17 protein-coding genes are annotated in these 19,778 nt (G+C 67.7%); 9 read left to right on the plus strand and 8 right to left on the minus strand.

Features of this window, described 5'->3' with window-relative positions:
* Positions 1 to 79: 79 nt before the first annotated feature.
* Both BCEP18194_RS31150 and BCEP18194_RS31155 read right to left on the minus strand, forming a co-directional pair.
* Positions 80 to 1,402 (minus strand): TIGR00366 family protein, encoded by a 1,323-nt coding sequence (locus BCEP18194_RS31150; RefSeq protein ID WP_011355279.1) that lies wholly within the window; start codon positions 1,400 to 1,402, stop codon positions 80 to 82.
* Positions 1,403 to 1,608: 206 nt separating this feature from the next.
* A complete protein-coding gene (locus BCEP18194_RS31155) occupies positions 1,609 to 2,943 on the minus strand; it encodes a chloride channel protein (RefSeq protein ID WP_011355280.1) in 1,335 nt (444 codons plus the stop codon).
* A gap of 625 nt (positions 2,944 to 3,568) precedes the next feature.
* On the opposite strand from BCEP18194_RS31155, the gene BCEP18194_RS31160 reads away from it, so the two are divergent.
* Together BCEP18194_RS31160 and BCEP18194_RS31165 are read left to right on the plus strand one after the other, a co-directional pair.
* The gene (locus BCEP18194_RS31160; RefSeq protein WP_011355281.1) at positions 3,569 to 4,711 is read left to right on the plus strand and encodes a porin; all 1,143 of its coding nucleotides are present in this window, start codon (positions 3,569 to 3,571) and stop codon (positions 4,709 to 4,711) included.
* A 216-nt stretch (positions 4,712 to 4,927) separates the two neighbouring features.
* Entirely contained in the window at positions 4,928 to 5,230 is a 303-nt protein-coding gene (locus BCEP18194_RS31165; protein WP_011355282.1) for a DUF4148 domain-containing protein, read from the plus strand.
* Between the two features lie 117 nt (positions 5,231 to 5,347).
* Here the strand turns inward: BCEP18194_RS31165 and BCEP18194_RS31170 are convergent, their stop codons facing one another.
* Positions 5,348 to 6,295, minus strand: coding sequence for a LysR family transcriptional regulator (locus tag BCEP18194_RS31170; protein ID WP_011355283.1), 948 nt, complete (start codon positions 6,293 to 6,295; stop codon positions 5,348 to 5,350).
* Between the two features lie 200 nt (positions 6,296 to 6,495).
* Between BCEP18194_RS31170 and BCEP18194_RS31175 the strand changes: the two genes are divergently transcribed.
* Complete coding sequence (locus BCEP18194_RS31175) at positions 6,496 to 8,679, plus strand: FUSC family protein (RefSeq protein WP_011355284.1); 2,184 nt, start codon at positions 6,496 to 6,498, stop codon at positions 8,677 to 8,679.
* 137 nt (positions 8,680 to 8,816) lie between these two features.
* The gene (locus BCEP18194_RS31180; protein ID WP_041493313.1) at positions 8,817 to 9,029 is read left to right on the plus strand and encodes a hypothetical protein; all 213 of its coding nucleotides are present in this window, start codon (positions 8,817 to 8,819) and stop codon (positions 9,027 to 9,029) included.
* A gap of 144 nt (positions 9,030 to 9,173) precedes the next feature.
* Here BCEP18194_RS31180 and BCEP18194_RS31185 read toward each other — a convergent pair whose 3' ends face one another.
* Both BCEP18194_RS31185 and BCEP18194_RS31190 read right to left on the minus strand, forming a co-directional pair.
* Entirely contained in the window at positions 9,174 to 10,283 is a 1,110-nt protein-coding gene (locus BCEP18194_RS31185) for a P1 family peptidase (protein ID WP_011355286.1), read from the minus strand.
* Positions 10,284 to 10,354: 71 nt separating this feature from the next.
* Positions 10,355 to 11,761 carry an APC family permease gene (locus BCEP18194_RS31190; protein WP_011355287.1) on the minus strand — a complete coding sequence of 469 codons (1,407 nt, stop codon included), beginning with the start codon at positions 11,759 to 11,761 and terminating at the stop codon, positions 10,355 to 10,357.
* Between the two features lie 140 nt (positions 11,762 to 11,901).
* On the opposite strand from BCEP18194_RS31190, the gene BCEP18194_RS31195 reads away from it, so the two are divergent.
* Together BCEP18194_RS31195 and BCEP18194_RS31200 are read left to right on the plus strand one after the other, a co-directional pair.
* Entirely contained in the window at positions 11,902 to 12,702 is an 801-nt protein-coding gene (locus BCEP18194_RS31195) for a helix-turn-helix transcriptional regulator (protein ID WP_011355288.1), read from the plus strand.
* 18 nt (positions 12,703 to 12,720) lie between these two features.
* Positions 12,721 to 13,224: a hypothetical protein gene (locus BCEP18194_RS31200; RefSeq protein ID WP_244272989.1), complete on the plus strand. Its 504-nt coding sequence runs from the start codon at positions 12,721 to 12,723 to the stop codon at positions 13,222 to 13,224.
* A 77-nt stretch (positions 13,225 to 13,301) separates the two neighbouring features.
* On the opposite strand, the gene BCEP18194_RS31205 is transcribed toward BCEP18194_RS31200, so the two are convergent.
* Together BCEP18194_RS31205 and BCEP18194_RS31210 are read right to left on the minus strand one after the other, a co-directional pair.
* Positions 13,302 to 13,607 carry a hypothetical protein gene (locus tag BCEP18194_RS31205; protein ID WP_011355290.1) on the minus strand — a complete coding sequence of 102 codons (306 nt, stop codon included), beginning with the start codon at positions 13,605 to 13,607 and terminating at the stop codon, positions 13,302 to 13,304.
* 213 nt (positions 13,608 to 13,820) lie between these two features.
* Complete coding sequence (locus tag BCEP18194_RS31210; RefSeq protein WP_041493585.1) at positions 13,821 to 15,251, minus strand: cytochrome P450; 1,431 nt, start codon at positions 15,249 to 15,251, stop codon at positions 13,821 to 13,823.
* An 87-nt stretch (positions 15,252 to 15,338) separates the two neighbouring features.
* Here BCEP18194_RS31210 and BCEP18194_RS31215 point away from each other — a divergent pair, with 87 nt between their 5' ends.
* Positions 15,339 to 16,274: a helix-turn-helix transcriptional regulator gene (locus BCEP18194_RS31215; RefSeq protein ID WP_041493314.1), complete on the plus strand. Its 936-nt coding sequence runs from the start codon at positions 15,339 to 15,341 to the stop codon at positions 16,272 to 16,274.
* Positions 16,275 to 16,420: 146 nt separating this feature from the next.
* Complete coding sequence (locus BCEP18194_RS31220; RefSeq protein ID WP_011355293.1) at positions 16,421 to 17,251, plus strand: GntR family transcriptional regulator; 831 nt, start codon at positions 16,421 to 16,423, stop codon at positions 17,249 to 17,251.
* Positions 17,252 to 17,264: 13 nt separating this feature from the next.
* Here BCEP18194_RS31220 and BCEP18194_RS31225 read toward each other — a convergent pair whose 3' ends face one another.
* Positions 17,265 to 18,509, minus strand: coding sequence for a serine hydrolase domain-containing protein (locus BCEP18194_RS31225; protein ID WP_011355294.1), 1,245 nt, complete (start codon positions 18,507 to 18,509; stop codon positions 17,265 to 17,267).
* A gap of 296 nt (positions 18,510 to 18,805) precedes the next feature.
* Between BCEP18194_RS31225 and BCEP18194_RS31230 the strand changes: the two genes are divergently transcribed.
* Positions 18,806 to 19,690 carry a LysR substrate-binding domain-containing protein gene (locus tag BCEP18194_RS31230; RefSeq protein ID WP_011355295.1) on the plus strand — a complete coding sequence of 295 codons (885 nt, stop codon included), beginning with the start codon at positions 18,806 to 18,808 and terminating at the stop codon, positions 19,688 to 19,690.
* Positions 19,691 to 19,778: the final 88 nt, after the last annotated feature.

Here is a 19,778-nt window from a genome sequence, read left to right on the forward strand (position 1 = left end):
GCCCGATCCAGTGGCGGATGGCGATCTGCGTTCGGGCCGCCGATGTCAGGTCGTGCCGCCCGCCTCTCGCCCCGCCGCGTCAGAACAGATACATCCCCGCGACGAACACAACACCCGAGAACAGCAGCGTCGTCACGCAATACCCCATGATGTCGCGCACGCCGAGCCCGGCAATCGCCAGCGCGGGCAGCGCCCAGAACGGCTGCGCCATGTTGGTCCACGCTTCGCCATACGCGATCGCCATCGCGGCCTTGCCGAGATCGGCGCCGAGCGCCTGGGCGGCCGGCATCACGAACGGACCCTGCACGACCCAGTGGCCGCCGCCGGACGGCACCGCGAAATTGATCACGGCCGAGCTCAGGAACGCGAGCAGCGGGAACGTGTGCACGTTCGCGATATCGACGAACCATTTCGTGATCACGCCCGCGAGCCCCGAGTGATCCATCAGCGCCTGGATGCCCGCGTAGAACGGGAACTGGATCATGATCCCCGACGCGCCGCGCGCCGCACCGGCCACCGCGCGCGCATAGGCCATCGGCGTACGGTGCAGCAGGATGCCGGCCGCGAGGAACGCAAGGTTCACGGTGTCGATGTCGAGCGCGAAGCCCTTCTGCACGAACTTCAGCACGAGGAACGCCGCGCACAGCGCCGCGACGAGAACCGACAGCAAGCGGCTTTCCTCCAGCCGTTCCGCGAACGTCGCGTCGGGCCCGAGCTGGCGCTCCACGCTCGGCGGTTCGGCCAGCAGCGCCGGATCGACGCTGACGACCTCACCCGGCTTCGGCATCATCATCCGCGCGAGGAACGGCAGCATCACGATCAGGCCGATCGTGATGAACGCGTTGTAGCCGGTGAAGATCGTCTGCGACACGGGAATCAGCCCGATGGTCTTTTCCATCGGATTGCCCTTCGTGGCCGCGACGAGCGGGACCGAACCCGACAATCCGCCGTGCCAGCTCAGGAAGCCCATGTACGCGGACGCAACGAGCAGCCGGTAATCGCTGCCGGCGACACGGCGCGCCACTTCGCGCGCGAGCATCGCACCGAGCACGAGGCCGAAGCCCCAGTTGATCGCGCACGCGAGCGCGCCGACGAACGCGACGAGCATCACGCCCTGCCCCGGCGTGCGCGCGGTGCTCGCGAGCGCGACGAGCATGCGCTTCACCGGCGGCGAACTCGCGAGTGCGTGGCCGGTGACGAGAATCATCACCATCTGCATCGAGAACGCGAGCAGGTTCCAGAAACCCGAACCCCACATCGTCGTGAGCTGCACGGGCGTGTTCGGCGTGAGGCCGAACGCGAGTGCGAACGCGACGACCGTCAGCAGGATCGCGAAAATCAACGGGTCGGGCAACACGCGGTGGACCACCTGCGTGAAGAATTGGGAAATACGCTGAATCAACTTGAGCTCCTCGTTTCCTGATAGGGACGTCCGCGCGTGTCGTTGTTGGTTGAGGCGCGGAAACGCGCGGATTCTTGCACAGAACCGGCGGACGCGCTTGGGAGCGCGGCTGCGATCGCGTGCCGGCGCGAACGGGGAAACGGGGAGGAAAACGACGACCGGCGGTGCAATCGGCACCGCCGGTGAAAAGGACGAATGCGGGTGCGTTATCGAACGGCGGTCGCAGGTGTGCTCACGGTTGCAACCGAATTCACCCGACGCTCGGCCAGCCGCTGCGCGAACCGGTACGCGACCAGCGAGCCGACTACCGCAAGCAGCATCGGCACGAGGCTGTCGTGATCCACGCGCGTGAACTCGGCCAGCAGCACCACTGCCGTGATCGGCATCTGCATCGACGCGGCGAGAAACGCCGTCGCACCGACAAGTGCACACCCGCCGATCGACGCGCCCGGCCACACGAGGCTCCACAGCCCGCCGAGCACGACGCCGAGCAGCGCGCCGTTCGCCAGGCCCGGCGTCAGCAGGCCGCCTTCCGCGCCGGCGCGCAGGCTGCCGGCCTCGATCAGCACTTTCAGCACGAGCAGCGCCGCGGCAAGGCCGATCGTCAGCGTGCCGTCGAAACCCAGCGATGCCGGGCCCTTGCCGTTGCCGAGCAATTGCGGAAACCGCATCGCAAGCACGCCGATCACCGCGAAGTTGACCAGCGCGAGCACGGGCAGCCGCCAATCTTTCGGCGCGTTCGCGCGGGCACGCGTCGTAAGCCGCACGAAGCCGTACGCGGCAAAACCGAACAGCGGACCGCAGATGATCGACCACGCGACCAGCGGCGTGCTCAGCACGAACGGCGGCACCGTGTACTGGTGTTCGTTGCCGAGGCCGATCCACGCGACGGCCGCGGCGATCGCCGACGTCGCGACCGCCACGACCAGCGCACGCAGTTCGAACGTGCCGAGCAGCACTTCGAGCACGAAGATCGCACCGCCGAGCGGCACGTTATAGACGGCCGCGAGGCCCGCGCCGGCACCACACGCGACCATCAGCCGGCAGTCGTCGGGCGTGAGGCCCGCCGCATGCGCAAGCCGCCCGGCAAGCAGCGAACCGATCTCGCGCGGGGCGACTTCGCGGCCGAGCGGTGAACCGAGCGCGACGGTGACGATCTGCAGCAGCGCGTGAACCGTCGTGCTGACGACCGGCATCCGCGGGTCGGCGGCGCGCACCGCGCGACGGATGCTGACGAGCGGCCGGCCATACCGGTACAGCGCCCACCAGCCGCCGCCGGCGACGATCCCGCAGACGACCAGCACCACGAGGCGGCGCAGCGGATCGGCGCCGGTCACGCCGGTGAGGAAGCTTTCGGTGCCGATCACGTGCGCGACGCTGTAGCCGTACGCGACGTGCTGGATCGCATGTAGCAGCAGCGCGAGCAGCATGCCGCCGAGGCCCGCGCCGACGCCGGTCAGGATCGTGACGACGGCCAAGCGCGCGAACGGGCTGGCGGCCGGCGAAGAGGATGCGGGGGCGGACGGGAGATCGAGGCGCATGGAGTCGGCGAATGGAATCGAAAAGACGGCGTGCAACCCGCACGCCGTCAACAGGACCGCATCGTAGGCCGGCGCTCATCATGAGACAAACGTATTTTTCGAATCGACTCATGCATTTCATGAATACACGATGTCGGACGGACTTTGGCCGCCCGCCGTCAGCGCGCAGTCCGCGTCAATCCGGACAGGTGACGTGCTCCGGTTCGCGCCGCAGGATCACGTGCCCGTGGCGGATCGACCGCGTGGCGTTGGCCTACCGGCGCACCGCTTCGGAAACGTGTCGAAGCGCCCCTGCAGGTGGATGCTCTAGGTCGGGCACGAGATGAAGTTCAGGCCCGCGCGCTTCACGGTGAACAGTGTCGATGCGCACCGATCAACCGACGCGCCGCGTCCCGCTCATGTTGCAGCGACGCGACAACCGGCCCGCGATGAACGGATACCCGCCGCGCGCGACCACGCAGAAACCGCCAGCGTCAGGCACGCGCCGCACGTCGTGTCAGTTTTGTGAAGGACTCTTGCCGGATCCGGAAAGGTGCGCTCGCGGCCCCGGCGGCCTTGCACGCGCGATGCGTTCCTATACTTGCGCCGAACTTTCGTTCCCAGTCCCACACGCAGGAGCCCTGACTTGAAAAAAACCCTCATCGCCGGCGCATGCACCGCCGCGCTGTTCGCCCCCGTCGCTCACGCACAGAGCTCGGTCACGCTGTACGGCCTGATCGACGCCGGCATCGTCTACACCAACAACGCCAACGGTGCGTCGCTGTGGCGCCTGAACAGCGGCACCGTCAACGGCAGCCGCGTCGGGTTTCGCGGCACCGAGGATCTCGGCGGCGGCCTGAAGGCGCTGTTCGTGCTCGAGAACGGCTTCAACGTGAACAACGGCGGGCTCGGGCAGGACGGCAAGCTGTTCGGCCGTCACGCGTACGTCGGCCTGAGCCAGAACGGCTATGGCACGCTGACGCTCGGCCGCCAGTACGACACGATGGTCGACTTCGTCGCGCCGCTGTCGGCCACGGCCGGCGACTTCGGCGACGCGAGCTTCGCGCATCCGTTCGACAACGACAACCTGAACCACTCGCTGCGCATCAACAACGCGGTCAAGTACACGAGCGAGACCTATGCGGGCTTCAAGGTCGGCGCGATGTATGCGTTCTCGAACGCGACGAACTTCGGCGCGAACCGCGCGTACAGCGTCGCGGCGAGCTACACGAACGGCCCGCTGAAGCTGGCCGGCGCGTACCTGCAGATGAACGGCACGAAGGGCTCGACGAGCGCGAGCCCCGGCGCGACCGATGCGGCCGAAGCGAAGAGCCTGAACCAGGGCGGCTGGTCGATCGGTTCGGACCGCATGCGTTCGTACGGCGGCGGCATCAGCTACGGATTCGGCCCGGCCACCGTCGGCTTCGTCTATACGCGTTCGCAGTACGACAACACGGGCTCGTTCGGCTCGACCGGCCAGGTCGCGTTCAACAACTACGACGTGAACGTGCGCTATGCGGTGACGCCGGCCGTCAGCCTCGGCGCGGCCTACGTGTACACGGACGCCAGCGTGTCGAACCCCGACAGCAAGCACGGCACCGATCCGAAGTGGCACCAGGTCGACCTGCAGGCCGTCTACAAGCTGTCGCGCCGCACGGACGTCTACGCGGAAGCGATGTATCAGCACGCAGCGGGCCGCGGCTACCAGGCGTTCATCAACGGCTCGGGCGGCGCATCGAGCACGGCGAACCAGATCGTCGGCACGATCGGCATGCGCACGCGCTTCTGATCGGCGTAGTGGATCGTCGCCCGCCGGCCGTGAACCTGCGTTCGCACGCGGGTTCGCTGGCTGCGGGCGGCCCGCATCAATGTTGTTCCATCTGGAAGGCAGCCTGCCTGGAATCGGGGTTTTTACGCGCGCAGGCGCTGCGTAGACTGCCAGCAAAGGTCAGGGTCACGCATCGCGCGTCGATCCGGCCGCCCACCCCGTACCCAGGAGAACCTCGTGAAATCGCTCGTCGTTACCGCCGCCGCTGCCGTCCTGCTCGCTGCACCGGCCCTGTCCTTCGCCCAGTCCGCCAAGTCGCCCGTCACGCGCGCGCAAGTGCTGCAGGAGCTGATCGATCTCGAGTCGGTCGGCTACAACCCGGCGCGCGGCGAAGTCAACAACTATCCGGACGACATCATGGCGGCGCAGGAACGACTTCATGAAAAGCGTCTCGCGGAACAGAAGGCTGCGCAGGCCGCCTACGGCCACGCCGCCGAACCGGTAACTGAATCGGGCGCGGCCGCCAAGCCCGCGCTGTAACGGCATGACGAAGCGCCGCACCCGCGTGAACGATGTCTTGCGGGTGCGGCGCGGGTTGCGTTCGCGTGGTTTGCGTGAAGAAAAGAAGCCGGCAATGCGCCGGTGCGCGTCCGCCGCTCAGGCGGCCTGCGGTTCGCGATCGATCGCGTTCAGCATCTCGACGTCGCGCGCGATCATCCCCGGCACCTGGGCCCGCAGCATCTCGACCCAGGTCCGCACCTTCGCATCGACGAAGCGGCGCGACGGATACAGCGCGTACACGTTCATCTTCTGCAGGATATGCGCGGGCAGCACGCGGACGAGCGTGCCGTCGCGCAACGCGTCGATCGCCGAGTACAGCGGCAGCATGCCGATCCCGATGCCGTCGCGGATTGCCAGGGCAAGCGATTCGGCCGTATTGGTCTGCACCGGCCCCGTGACGTGGATCTGCTCGACGCCTTCGGGCCCTTCGAGCACCCATTCGTGCGTCGGGAACGCCGGCGTGCACAGCGTCAGGCACGCGTGCGCGGAGAGATCCTGCGGGCGGACCGGCGCGCCGTGGCGTTTCACATAGTCGGGCGACGCGCACAGGATGCTGAAGGTCGAGCCGAGCAGGTGCGACACGAGTTCCGAATCGGGCAGCGACGACGCGGTGACGACAGCCATGTCGCTCGTCCCGTCGAACAGGTCGGGCATGCGCTGCGACAGCGACAGCTCGATCGACACGTCCGGGAACTGCGCGTGATAGCGCGTCAGCGCGGGCAATACATAGTGATGACCGACGCTCGCGAAGCTGTGCATGCGCAGCACACCCGCGGGCCGTTCGTGCGCGCAGCTCGCCTCTTCTTCCGCGCGGTCGACGTCGGCGAGGATCTGGCGGCAGCGCCGCAGATAGCTTTCGCCGGCCGACGTGAGCGCGAGACGGCGCGTCGAACGATTCATCAGACGGGTGCGCAGGCGCGCCTCGAGCTCCGACACCGCGCGCGACATCGCGCCCGTCGTCGAATTCAGCGATTGCGCGGCGGCGGTGAAACTGCCCGTCTCGACGACGCGCGAAAACACCCGCATGTTTTGTAGGGTATCCATTCCTGTGAGCAACCTGTAGCGGAGCCGCTATTTTCCTCCACGGGATGCGACAGATTGTTACTCCGGCTGCAACTATCGTTTCCCCGCAACTGCGTTAATGCGCGGGCGCCGCACTCCTACAATCGGCGCCTCAACAGTCGAACGGACCCGTTCGGACGCGCCGCGCACCTCGCACGGCCCCGTACCGGCCCCCTCTTTTCATGAAGCCACAACCTGCGATCGAGCGACCTTCCATCGAACCGGCACGATGGAGGACATGGCTCGATCCACTCGGCGACGCGGCGCGCGACTGGGCCGCGAGCGACGGGCTGATCTGGCTGCACCTCGCGAAAACCGTGTTCGCGGCGCTCCTCGCGATGGGCATCGCGATGCGCCTGGAGATGTCGCAGCCGCGCACGGCGATGACGACCGTGTTCGTGCTGATGCAACCGCTGTCGGGGATGGTGTTCGCGAAGAGTTTCTACCGCGTGCTCGGCACGGCGGCCGGCCTCGTCGCCGCGCTCGCGCTCGGCGGGCTGTTCGCGCAGCAGCCCGAGCTGTACATGGCCGGCATCACGCTGTGGATCGGCACCTGCATCGCGCTCGCGGTGCGCAACCGCCACTTCCGCTGGTACGGCTTCGTGCTCGCCGGCTACACCGCGGCGCTGATCGGCCTGCCGGCGGTGATGACCCCGCAGACACTGTTCCAGTCCGCGCTCACCCGCGCCGCGGAAGTCGCGCTCGGCATCGCGTGCTCGGGCGCGGTCAGCGCGCTGATCCTGCCGCTCAGCTCCGCGAAGGCGCTAATGCGCTCGCTGGGCACCCGCCATGCGACGTTCGCGGCGTTCACGGCCGGCGCGCTCGCGGGCGACGTCGCGCGCGGCGATTTCGAGCGGCGCTTCGCCGATTTTGTCGACGACATCGTCGGCTTCGAGGCCAACCGCGCGTTCGCGTCGTTCGAGGATCCGCACATTCGCGCACGCAGCCGCCGCCTCGCGCGGCTGAACAGCGAGTTCATGAACGCGTGCACGCGGCTGCATGCGCTGCACCAGCTCGTCAAGCGATTGCGCGCCAGTGGCTCGGACGCGGTGCTCGATGCGCTGGCGCCGCACGTCGACGCGCTCGCGCAACGCTTCGCCGCGCTTCGCGACGAGCGGCAGCGCGGCATCGCGCCGGCCACCGGCGCCCTGCTCGAACTGCGCCGCTTCCACAGCGCGCTGCCGAAAGCCGCGCGCGCGTCGCGGCGAGACATCGAGGCGCATGCGGCCGGCGGGCTGCTCGATTTCGATACGGCGATCGAGCTGCTGTACCGCTTCATCGGCGAATATCTCGGCTACGCCGACACCTATGCGTCGCTCGACCAGGATGATCACGCGTTCGAGCGCTCGGTCACGCATTACGCGGTGAAGACCAATTCGTTCTTCGTCGGGTTCGCGTTCCTGCGCACGATCGTTGCCGTCGGTGCAATGAGCGCGTTCTGGCTTGCCTCCGAATGGCCGAGCGGCCCGCTCGCCGTGATCGCTACCGCGATCGCGTGCGCGCTCAGCTCGACGTCGCCGCGCGCGCCGAAGTTCGTCGCGCAGATGAGCGTCGGCGCGGCGTTCGCGACTGCCGTCGGCTACCTGTTCCTGTGCTACGTCTATCCGAACATCGACGGCTTCCCGCTGCTGTGCGCCGCGCTCGCGCCGGTGCTCGGCCTCGGCGCGTTTCTCGCGATGCGGCCGGGATTGTCCGGCTACGGGATCGGCTTCGCGGTGTTTTTCTGCCTGCTCGCGGGGCCCGACAACGTGATCGCCTATACGCCCGAGGTGCTGATCAACAACGGGCTGGCGATCGTCATCGCGATGCTCGCGTGCTCGCTCGTATTCGCGGTCGTGTTCCCCACCCACATGCCGTGGCTCACGGGCCGCATCGCGCACGACCTGCGCCGCCAGGTCACGCTGGCGTGCGAAGGGTCGACGGAGCGCCTCGCGCAGCGCTTCCAGTCGAGCACGCACGACCTGATGGCGCAACTGCGCACGCTGCTCGTGCGGCGCACGCGACAGCATCGCGACGCGATGCGCTGGATGCTGTCGACACTCGAGGTGGGCCACGCGGTGATCGACCTGCGCGACGAGCTGAACGCGTTCTGCGCATCGAAGCCGCCGCAAACGCTGCGCTGGACCGGCTCGATCGACGCGGTGCTGCACGAGCTGCCGCGCTTCTTCGACGATCCGACGCCCGGCCATCACGCGCGCACGCTGAAATCGGTGAATCTCGCGATCCGCGCGGCGCAGCACACGTTGCAGGCGTGGTACGCGGTGCCCAACGAGCGGCATCGCATGCAGCGCATCGTCGGCTGCCTGCACTTCATGCGCAGCGCGCTGCTGGACAAGGACGCGCCGTTCAACCGGCACCGCCATTGACGATCGGTGCGTGCGCAACGGGATCCTTGTTCCGGATGGAAATAAGCTCTACAGCCGCGGTGATTAATCTTTAAGCAGTGCGAGCCTATAGTTTCCTCACTGCCAGCGAGACTGGCACTCACCCAGGAGAAACCAAAATGAAGCCGCTGCACCTCGCCCTCGTTGCCCTGTCGCTCACCGCTGCTGTTGCTCACGCACAGCCGGCACCGGCAGACGTCGCACAGCAACAGGCGAACCGCGCCGAAGCCGTCGCAACCGCCGGCCGTGTCGATCGTTCGCAATCGAAGCAGGAAGACCCGAACGCGTGTGTCGGCCCCGTCAGCTTCTGCAACATCTACTTCGGCAGCTGAGCATGACGCCGCGTCGTCACGGCCAGGCCCGCACCGCCCGCATCGCATGCGCGGGTGAGCGGCGGCCCGGCCGATCGCGGCCCGGCCGATCGCCGCATCGCCGCTCCCCTCCACGCCGCTTCGATTGAAGCGGCGCATGCCGTTTCAGGCGCCGCGCCCCGGCCGCCAGCCCACCTCGCGCAACGCATCCAGCAAGCGCGCCTGCCCCAGCCCTTCGACCCGCGCCCCGCGCGACTCGACGTCGCCGCCCGCGACGAGCGCATTCACGATCGCTTCCTCCACCGCTTCCGCCGCCGCGACGAACAGCGCGGAAATATGGTCGTTGTTGACCATCTTCACGCCGGTGGTCGGCGCACCCTTGCTGCCGTAGTTCGCCGCCGGCAGGCCGTCGTTGCCCGTTGCGAACGCAAGGAAGATGTCGCCGCTCGAATCCTCGGTGCCGCCGCCGACGCGCGCCAGCCCGACGCTCGCACGCTGCGCCAGGCGCGTGCACTGGTGCGGCAGCAACGGCGCGTCGGTCGCGATCGTCACGACGATCGAGCCCATTCCGGCCTCGCCTTGCGCGTCCGGCGCACGGAACGGCGAAGGCACGTGCCGCAGCACTTCGCCGACCGGGTAGCCGGCCACGCGCAGCATTTCGCGTACGCCGTAGTTCGCCTGCACGAGTGCGCCGACGGTCCAGCCGCCCGCATCGGCCGCCAGCACGCGCGACGCGGTGCCGATACCGCCCTTGAACTCGTGGCAGATCATCCCCGTGCCGCCGCCCACGCCGCCTTCGGCAACCGGCCCCGACTGCGCGGCGGCCAGCGCGCGCTGCACATGCGCGGCGCTCACGTGCTGCCCCCAGATGTCGTTCAGCAAACCATCGTAGGTTTCCATCACGACCGGCATGCACCAGTAAACGCGGCCGGCCGCCGCTTCGCGCTCGTTCGCGACGAGCGCATCGCGCACCGCGCCGACGCTGTGCGTGTTCGTATAGGCGATCGGCGTGGTCAGCAGGCCGGCCTCGCGGATCCATTCAAGACCCGTTGCGTCGCCGTTGCCGTTCAGCACGTGCACGCCCGCGAAGCACGGCGAATCGTGCACGGCGCCGGCGCGCGGCTCGATGACGGTGACGCCGGTGCGGATCGATGCGTCGCCGTTCTCGACGTTCAGCGTGCAATGTCCGACCCGCACACCCGGAACGTCCGTGATCGCGTTGAAGCGGCCCGGTGTGCCGAGTCCGATGCGGATGCCGAGATCCCTCGTGCGCATGATGCATTTCCTCCAGTCTTTCAATGGTTCGGTGTTTCAGTGTTTCGATGGGACAAGCTTCGATCCGGCGCTCAGAGCGTGCGGAAGGCTTCGCTGTGGCGCGCCCAGACCGCATACATCACGAGCGCGGCGATCAGCAGCCCCGCGATGATGATCAGGTCGGTCGGTTTCGTGGCCGTTGCGAGCGTCGTGTAGAGCGTATAGGCGGCGCCCACCACCGCGACGAGCGGCGTCACGGGCCACAACGGCATCCGGTAATGATGCTCGACGTCACGGCGCACGAAGCGGCTCGCGAGCGCGGCCAGCCCGACGACCAGATAGATGAGCAGCAGCAGGTCGACCGTGAACGCGGTCAGCTCGTCGAGGCTCGACACGAACACGAGCCCTGCCGACGGCACCGCGAGCGCGATGGTGGCGAGCCACGGCGATTCGAAGCGCGGGTGAATCGTCGAGAACGCGCGGTTGCAGGTGCGCGACCAGAGCGCATGGCGGCCGCTGCTGTACAGCAGCCGGCCCATCGTGATCACGATCGCGATGATCGCGTTGAACACCGACAGGAAGATCCCGCCGCTGACCACGCGCGACACGGCCGGGTTGCTCAGCGAGCGCACGACATAGCCGATCGGGTCGGCGCTCTTCGTCAGTTCGGTCAGCGACGGTGCACCGAGCACGATCGCGGTGAGCGGAATCAGTTCGACAACGAGAATCACGAGCAGCGAGTAGATCACCGCCTTCGCGACATTGCGGTTGCCGCCGCGCAGGTCTTCCGCGAGATAGGCGGCCGAGCCGAAGCCGTTGTAGCAGAAGATCGCCGTGCCGATCGCCGGGACGATCGCGGCAAGCGTCGCCGGCACGAGCGCGTTGCCGCTCGCGACGACCGGCGCGATCAGCGCGTCGGCGCCACGATGCGGCGAACCGAAGCCGAGGCCCGCGATCAGCATCAGCACGCCGATCTCGACGACGAGAAACGCGCCCGTGATCCACGCGTTCGTCTTGATGTTCAGCATGCCGAGCAGGTAGCTGAGCAGCACGATCGTCAACGCGACCGACTGGTTGCTGAAGTGCGTGCCGAGTGCGTTGTTCAGGTATGGCGCGGCGCCGCTCGCCAGCACGGCCGGGATGAACACGCTGACGGACAGCACCGTAATGAAGGTCAGGTAGCCGGGCAGCGTGCCGAACACGCGCTTGGCCATCACGTACTCGCCGCCCGCGCTGCGGTGCGCGGCGCTGAGCTCCGCATAGCAGAGCGCGAACGCCAGCGCGAGCACGCCGCCGAGCAGGAACGACAGCACCGCACCGCTGCCGGCCTGCTGGATCGCGAATGGCGCGATCACGAAGATCGAGCTCGCGGGTGTCACGCCCGATACGGTGATCATCACCGCATCGCGCACACTGAGCGTCTGCGACAGCGCGCGCGGCGCGTCTTCCGTTGCAGGCGCCGCTTGCAGCGTGCCCGTCGATTCCGACATCATCGCCATTTCGTTCTCCTGTGCTTGGCCAATCCTTTGCCACTTTTTTTTGAACGCCCATACTCGGGCCCGATTGATTGCGTGGCAGTCTAGGAAGCCAATTTCAGGACCGCTATTCCCCCTTCGTGTTACGCCCTTCCGGTGGTGGTATGGATCGTCTCTTTTCCGAAATCGCGATGCACCAGGCGCTCGGCCGCGCAATCGATCATCTCGGCCAGCCGCGCTTCTGGCGATTCCTGGTGCTGTTGCTCAATGAAATGGTGCCGTTCGACAACGCGCTCGCGACCGCGATCGGCCGCGACGGCGTGCCGCTCGTGCTCGACGAATACGACACGGGCGGCACCGATGCCGCGTCGCCCGTGCCGCTCTACCTGAACGGCGTGTACCTGCTCGACCCGTTCCTGCAGGCCGCGCACGACGGGCTCGCCGACGGCTGCTACCGGCTCGAGGAAGTCGCGCCCGACCTGTTCCGGCAGAGCGAATATTTCCTGAGCTACTTCCGCGACGCGGTCGGCGACGACGAGATCCAGATTCTCGTCCGGCCGAACGCCGACATGCTGCTGTCGCTGTCGCTCGGTGCGGGCACGCGGTTCGACGTCGAGCCGCTCGGCAAGCTGACGGCCGCGATGCCGTGGGTGCTCGCGGCGATCCGGCAGCACTGGCGGCTGGTGGGCGACGCGGCACGCGTGACACCCGATGCCGATCTCGGCGCGCGGGTCGAGCAGGCGCTCGCCCGCTTCGGCGCGGGCGTGCTGACCGATCGCGAGATGTCGATCGCGCGAATGGTGCTGCGCGGCAATTCGTCGAAGGCGATCGCCGAGCGGCTCGCGATATCACCCGAAACGGTGAAGGTGCACCGGCGGCACCTGTACGCGAAGCTCGGGATTTCGTCGCAGCCCGAGCTGTTTTCGCGCTTCATCCAGGCGCTGGGAGAAGACGCGGCGGGATGACCGCACCGATGCCGACGGATGGCAACCGGCGTGGAATCGGGCACACTCCGTGAAGCGCCGCATGCCGTGGTCATCCGGCAAGGCCGATGCGGATACGCCGTCGACAACAGGATTGCCCGAAAACAGGAGCCCCGACTCATGTCGCTCATTCCGATCATCGGACTTGGCTGGCTGTTTCTGTGCGCGATCAGTGCCGCATCGATCGTGCTCGTCCCGCCCGTGGTGCTGGTCGCCGGCCTGATGGGCAAGGACGTCTGGTCGCTCCTGACCCGCGGCCGGTTGCAGTTCGCATTCCTGGCCTACCTGGGTTCCGCGCCGGTGCCGGCCGTCTTCACGTTCCTGCTGGAAGCCGGCGCCGCGGCCGGGAGTGCCGGCGGCGTGGCGTCCGACAGCCTGCGCCGATGGAACGAACAGTTCTTTTTCGTGTTCGTCGCGGCGGCGGCACTGAGCGGCCTGCTGTTGCTATTGCGGCCGAAAGACACGCAAGCGGCGAACGCCGAACCGACGCAGCCTGCGCGATAGCCGGCACGCGAAGGCTGCGCCATGCCCCTGCCCGGTTCCCGGGCAGGGGCATCGTCATGCGCTGATTTCCGCCACGTCTACTTCCACTTCGCCCCGATCTGCGCGAGCCCGGCGTTCTTGAGATCGTCCGGCAACATCACCACGCGGAACTCGCAGTCCGCATTCAACATCAGGAACCACGGCTCCGCGAGCGCCGGGATCTGCGACGGATCATTCAGGTCGACGATCACGACCGCCCCGCGCCCGCCGTTCTGCTCCGTGAAATACACGGCCTCCGGCTTGACCGCTTCGAGTATTCGCGAGATCACGTCGCCGACGCTGCCGTCGCGCACCAGCGTGTTGAACGGCTCGTGAGGGATTCGTATGTTGAGAAGCATGCGCATGACCATCCTCCTTGGGCTCGCCCGGGCCGGGCCCTTCAAGCATAGGTGCTGCGCAATGCCGCGCCAGGGGCGCCGAAAGCAGCGACCGGCACGCATTGACATTCCGACGATTCGATGACGCCGCATCGCGCGAACGGCAATCGTTCGCGACACGCGAATCCGCCGCGAACGTCGTCGCGTTCGATGCGCCGTCGATTCAGCGCGCCGCTCGAATCACACGGTACCGCCGTCCGCGGCGGGCGCGATCGCGAGATGCAGCAGCCGCTCCGGCCGCAGCGTCACGTTCAGCACCGGCCGCGGCGGCATCATGCCGGGCTGCGCCGACAATTCGTAGCGCTGCAGGATCATCGCCGCGACGACCGTCATTTCCGTCATCGCCAGATGCTGCCCGAGACACACGCGCGGCCCCGTGCCGAACGGCATGTAGGTTCCGCGCGGCGCGGCCGGCGCGCCGTCCGCAAAACGCTCGGGACGGAACACGTCAGGCTCCGCAAACCATCGCGCATCGCGCTGCATCAGTTGCAGCGGCAGCATGAACAGCGTCCGCGCGGGAAACTGCCACGGTCCCAGCACGATCGGCCGCGACGCGCGGCGGCTGATCAGGATCGGCGCGGAAGGATAGAGGCGCAGCGTTTCCTCGAGCGTGTGCGTCAGGTAGCGCAACGACGATCGCGTCTCGGCGGACGGTGCGCAACCGCCTAGTACACGCGACACCTCGTCGCGCGCGGCGGCCTGCGCCGCCGGATTCGTTGCCATGCACCACGCCCACCAGGTCAGCGCCCCGGCCGTCGTCTCGTGGCCGGCGAGGAACGCGGTCATGCATTCGTCGTGCACCGCCTGCAACGGCCATCGCCGCGCGTCGTCCCGATGCAGTCGCAACAGGCGCGACAGCAGATCGTCGGGCCACGCACGCGCCGGCAGGTCGAGACGCGCATGCAGTTGCCGATCGATCAGCCCGTTCAGCACGGCCATCGCCCGCGCCTTGCCGCGCTTCCACGGCACCCAGTCCGGCGTGCTCGCGGGCCAGTAGAAATCGGCGTTGGCTGCCGCGCTCACCGTGCGCACGGCTTCCTCGGCTGCACGCGCATCGTCGCCGATCGCGTCGGAAAACATCGTGCGCATGATCACGTCCATCGCCAGCGACGTCAGCGCGCTTTCGATCGGCCAGTCCGGATCGCGCGCGGGCCACTGCGCGAGCGCATGTCCGGCCGTCGCCGCGATCGAAGGTACGAACGCCTGCACCGGCTTCGGCATGAAATTCGGTTGCAACGCCTGCCGCTTGTCGCGCCACGCATCGCCTTCGGCGACCAGCACGCTATGGCCGTGGACCTGCGCGAACACCCGGATGGCTCGCTCCCAGCGCCCGAGCGCATCGTGATGCGTAACCAGGAGTTCGCGCACGAGCGCGGGGTCGGTCACGACCACCGCATGCTCGGGCCGTACGCGCAAGTGCACGACGTCGCCGTAGGTACGCTGCCAGCCGGCAAGTGTGCCGAGCAGGTCGCGCGACATCGCGCGCAACAGACCCCAACCCGTCAGGCCGGCAGGCGGCCCCGGCGGCCATACGCCGGGCGGGTGAAGCACGGGCGCCGAAGCCGAAGCGCCCGCATGGAATGGACATTGGGAAGTGGATCGCGTGTTCATGGAGCGGATTATCTGCACCGGTACGCATGCGGTCTTGAACGCAAACGACATCGACAGCCATGTGAACCGTCCCTATACTCCGGCGACATGTGCTCCGGCCCGCCTCCGATCCCGTCATCGTGCCCTGACCCGCTTGCCCGTGCGCCCCGTGTGCCGAGCGGCGGCCGGCCGCCGCATGCGCGGCTGTATCCTGCGCCGGCTGCGCTCCAGGGCGCGGTCGTTGCGATCGCCCTGCAAGACACGCGCGGATTCGCATTGAGCGACGCGCAGCGGCTCTCGCATTTTCCGGCCACGCCGCTCGTGTGCGTGTCGTGGTACCGCGGCCTCGACGCGGGCTTCGTCGAAAACACGGTCGACGGCCCGCGGTGGCGCCCCTTCGACGCGGCGGCAACGCTCTCGGGCAGTCATTCGTTCCCCACCGTCGCCTGGTCGCCGACAGGCGGGCAGATCGGCATGATCTGTTTCACGGCCGATGCAGCGCGGGCGCTGTTCGACCTCGCGCTGGCGGACATCCATGACCGCGTGCTGGACGCGCACGCTTGCCTCGGCGGCGACTGGCATCCGTTGCTCGATGCACTGGTCGGCGCGGACCGCGATGCCGACGCGCTGGCGGCGATCGAGCGTCATCTTGCGCCCCGCTGGCGGGCGTTACGACCCGCGACGCCGCTGTCGTCGCTACGCAATGCGGGACGCAGTTGGGTCGAGCGCCTCGCCCTGCAGGCGCGCGAATGGCGGCATACCCACAGCCCACGCCAGGTCGAGCGACGTATCAAGACCTACAGCGGCCGATCGCTGCGCGAATGGCAAACGCTCGTCAGGACGGAAAGCGCGTTCTTTGCGGCGCGCGACCGGTTCGAAGCCGGCGCCGCGTTCAACTGGGCCACGCTGGCGCTGGACGAAGGGTTCGCCGACCAGGCGCACCTGAGCCGCGAGGTCAAGCGCATCACGGGGTTCTCGCCGAGCGAATTCACGCAACGCTTCATCGAAGACGAATCGTTCTGGATGTACCGGCTGTGGGTGTGACGATCGGCGGCGCACCGGCACGGACGCCTGCCTGAGCCCATACATTCCAAGAGTAGAATGTTAGGCATTTATCTGAGCCGCGCCCGACACACCCGCCGCGCCACGCTCTGCCATCCCGCCGCCCGCATCATTCCAGGAGCCCGTGATTGAACCCGTCGTCGTCCCCCGAGCGCAAAGGGGTCGCCCTTTATGCGCGGATTGCCAGCCTGCTGCGTGGACGCATCCATCAGGGCGAATGGAAGCGCGGCGACCAGTTGCCGCCGATTCCCGAACTGTGCGCGTTCTATCAGGCGGGCACGATCACCGTGCGCCAGGCGCTGGCCGAACTGAGCGCCGAAGGGCTCGTGAGCAGCGCCCGCGGCCGCGGCACGTTCGTCACGGCCGATGTCGTCTCGCCGGCGGATAACCCGGCGCTGCGCGCCGCGATCAACGATCCGCTGCAGCTTGCGCCCGGCCAGACGCTGCGCGTGCTGCTGCGTGAAGCCGTGACCGAATTGCCCGCCGCGTTGCAGACCGGCCAGCCCATGCGCGCCGCCTACATGCGGATCCGCACGCTTCATCTGCACGACGGCACGCCTTACGGCGTGATGGACAGCTACGTCGCGCGCGAAACCTACGACCGGTTTCCGAAAGGCAGCGACGCGCGGCACAAGGTCGGCTATCTCGTCCGTCAATACAACCGCCTTCCGCTCGCGAAGGCCCGCCAGGAAATCACGGCCGCGTATGCGGACCAGGAGACGGCCGACCTGCTCGCGTCGGACGGCGCCGACTGCAGCATGGCCGACATGCTGATTCGCATGCGTCGCTGGTGGAGCGACGACGACGGTTGCATCGTCCACGCCGGGCTCTATCTCTATCGCGCCGACCGCTTCGTGCTCGACATCACGCACGATCTCGACGGCGACGATCGCAGTGCCGACCTGATCCCGTCGCCGCGCACGGGCACCCGGAAAACCACCCGCAAGCCGGCGGCCTGACGCGCTCACCGCGTCACGCCGGCGCACCGCCATCGTCGTCGCCCATCGCACCGTAGACCCAATGCCGCAGGTCGCGACGGATCCGGTACGTCGTCGACGGCAGCAACTGCGTCATGAACACGACGATCAGGTCCTCGGCCGGATCGATCCAGAAGGCCGTGCTGGCGCCGCCGCCCCAGAAGTAATCGCCGACGCTGCCCGGCTGCATCGTCGCGGCCAGGTCCTGCGTCACCGCGAAGCCGAGCCCGAAACCGAGCCCCGGGTAGACAGCCTCGCTGAACGTGGAACGCGACATCCGGTCGAGCGTCTGGCCACCCGGCAGATGGTTGATCGTCATCAGCTCGACGGTCTTCGGGCTCAGGATCCGGTGCCCGTCGATCGAGCCGCGATTCAGCAGCATCCGGCAGAAGCGCAGGTAGTCGCCCGCCGTCGACACGAGCCCGCTGCCGCCAGACGCCAGCGCCGGCGGCCGGAGAAACGCGCTGGCCGCCGGGTCGTCCTGCAACACGAGGCCGCCATCGGCGCCCGGGCGATAGCACGCGCACAGACGCTCGGCCTGCTCGTCCGGTACGAAGAAGCCGGTGTCAGGCATGCCGATCGGGTCGAACAGCGTTTGCTTCAGGTAGTCGGCAAACGGCTGCCCGGAAATCTTCTCGACGAGATAGCCGAGCACGTGCGTCGCGACCGAATAATTCCATTCGTCGCCCGGCGAGTAGTCGAGCGGCAGCCGGGCCAGGTCCGCGATCATGCCGTCGAGACCGCCCGGGTTGCCCGGTTCGCCGAGTGCGAGTTCGCGGTACGCGGCATCGACGTTCGTGCGGGCCTGGAAGAAATACGACAACCCGGCCGTATGGCGGAGCAGGTCGACCATCAGCATCTCGCGTTCGACCGGCCGGGTCTGGAACCCGCCGAGACTCCGTGCGCCCGCCACGGCAACGCCCAGATCCTTCCAGGCCGGAATCACGCTCGACACGGGATCGTCCAGCGCGACCAGCCCCTGCTCGACCAGCGTCATGAACGCGACGCTCGTGATCGGCTTGGTCATCGAATAGATGCGGAAAATCGCGTCCTCGCGCATCGGCTTCGCCCGCTCGACGTCCATCGACCCAACGACGTTCACGTGCGCCAGCTCGCCACGGCGATGAATCATCGTCACCGCGCCCGGCAAGCGCCCGGACGCCACGTACCGCTCGTTCAGCCGCGTGTCGAGCGCCTTCAGCCGCTGCGACGACAAACCCGGATGTGCCACCTTCGTCATGCCCCTGCTCCTCTTTCCACTTCGGTCTCGACACGCCGGCGCCCGCGTCACGGTGCTCCATCAAGCACGCTTGCTCGGCTTAAACATTCTAAAAATAGAACTATATCATTTTAAAGAATGCCCGAGGCACCGTGACTCATCGACGACGCCCGGCGCGCCCCATGCAGCCCGGTTGCCCGATTCGAGACGCGCGGGCATGATGTCGCGAACCCTGGCGGCGGCCCTGCGAGCCGTTACCCGCAACGCGACCGTCAATCGCGCCGGCCGGGGCCGCCTCTGCCCACCTCCGTCCGCTCATGTCATTACGCGCATTCAGAACGCTGGTCGCCATCGCCCGATACCGGACGTTCGCGCGCGCCGGCGAAGCCATCGGCCTCACGCAATCGGCGGTGAGCCTGCAGATCAAGACGCTCGAAAGCGAATACAACGTGCAGTTGTTCGATCGCTCGCGCCGGCAGCCGGTGCTCACCGAGGCCGGCAATATCCTGCTGGCGCAGGCCGAGCAGGTGCTCGCGATGGTCGACCGGATTCCCGATGCGCTCAGTGACGAGAAGAAGCTGGTCGGCCGCCTGCGGATCGGCGCGATCCAGACCGCGCTGTCCGGCCCGTTGCCCGACGCACTGCTCGCGTTGCGCGCGGCGCACCCGGGGCTACGCGTGCACGTGTCGGCCGGGATGTCGGCCGAACTGGCGAACCGCGTCGCGGCCGGCGAACTCGATGCGGCGATCACGACCAACCCCGTGCGCCCGCATCCGGCGGAACTGACGTGGACCACGCTGTACGAGGACCGCTTCTGGCTGCTCGCGCCGCCGGACCATGCGGAACGCGACGCGGTCACGCTGCTCGATTCGCTGCCGTTCATCCGCTTCGATGCGCAGGCATGGGCCGGCCGCATGATCGCCGCGGAGCTGCGCCGCATGGGCGTGCGCGTGCGCGAGGAGATGGTGCTGGACAGTGCGGAAACGATCGCGCGCATGGTCGCGAGAGGGCTCGGTGCTGCGATCGTCGCGCTCCCCGATTCGACGCTCGCGCGCCTGCCGCCCGTCACGCGCTTGCCGTTCGGCCAGCCGCAGATGGGGCGCGCGGTGGTCCTGCTCGAGCACCAGTCGCGCCCTGCCGAACGTTTCGCGCGTGCGCTGGCCGCCGAAGTCACCGCATCATCAATGAGAATTTCTCATTGAACACCCGATAATTAACAATTATTCCTGTTGCTTGCGCGTGTTAACTTGGCGGCATCGTGACTCTTTCGATTGCATGTCGCCATGTTGC

It is taken from the genome of Burkholderia lata, assembly GCF_000012945.1.
GTDB classification, from domain to species: domain Bacteria; phylum Pseudomonadota; class Gammaproteobacteria; order Burkholderiales; family Burkholderiaceae; genus Burkholderia; species Burkholderia lata.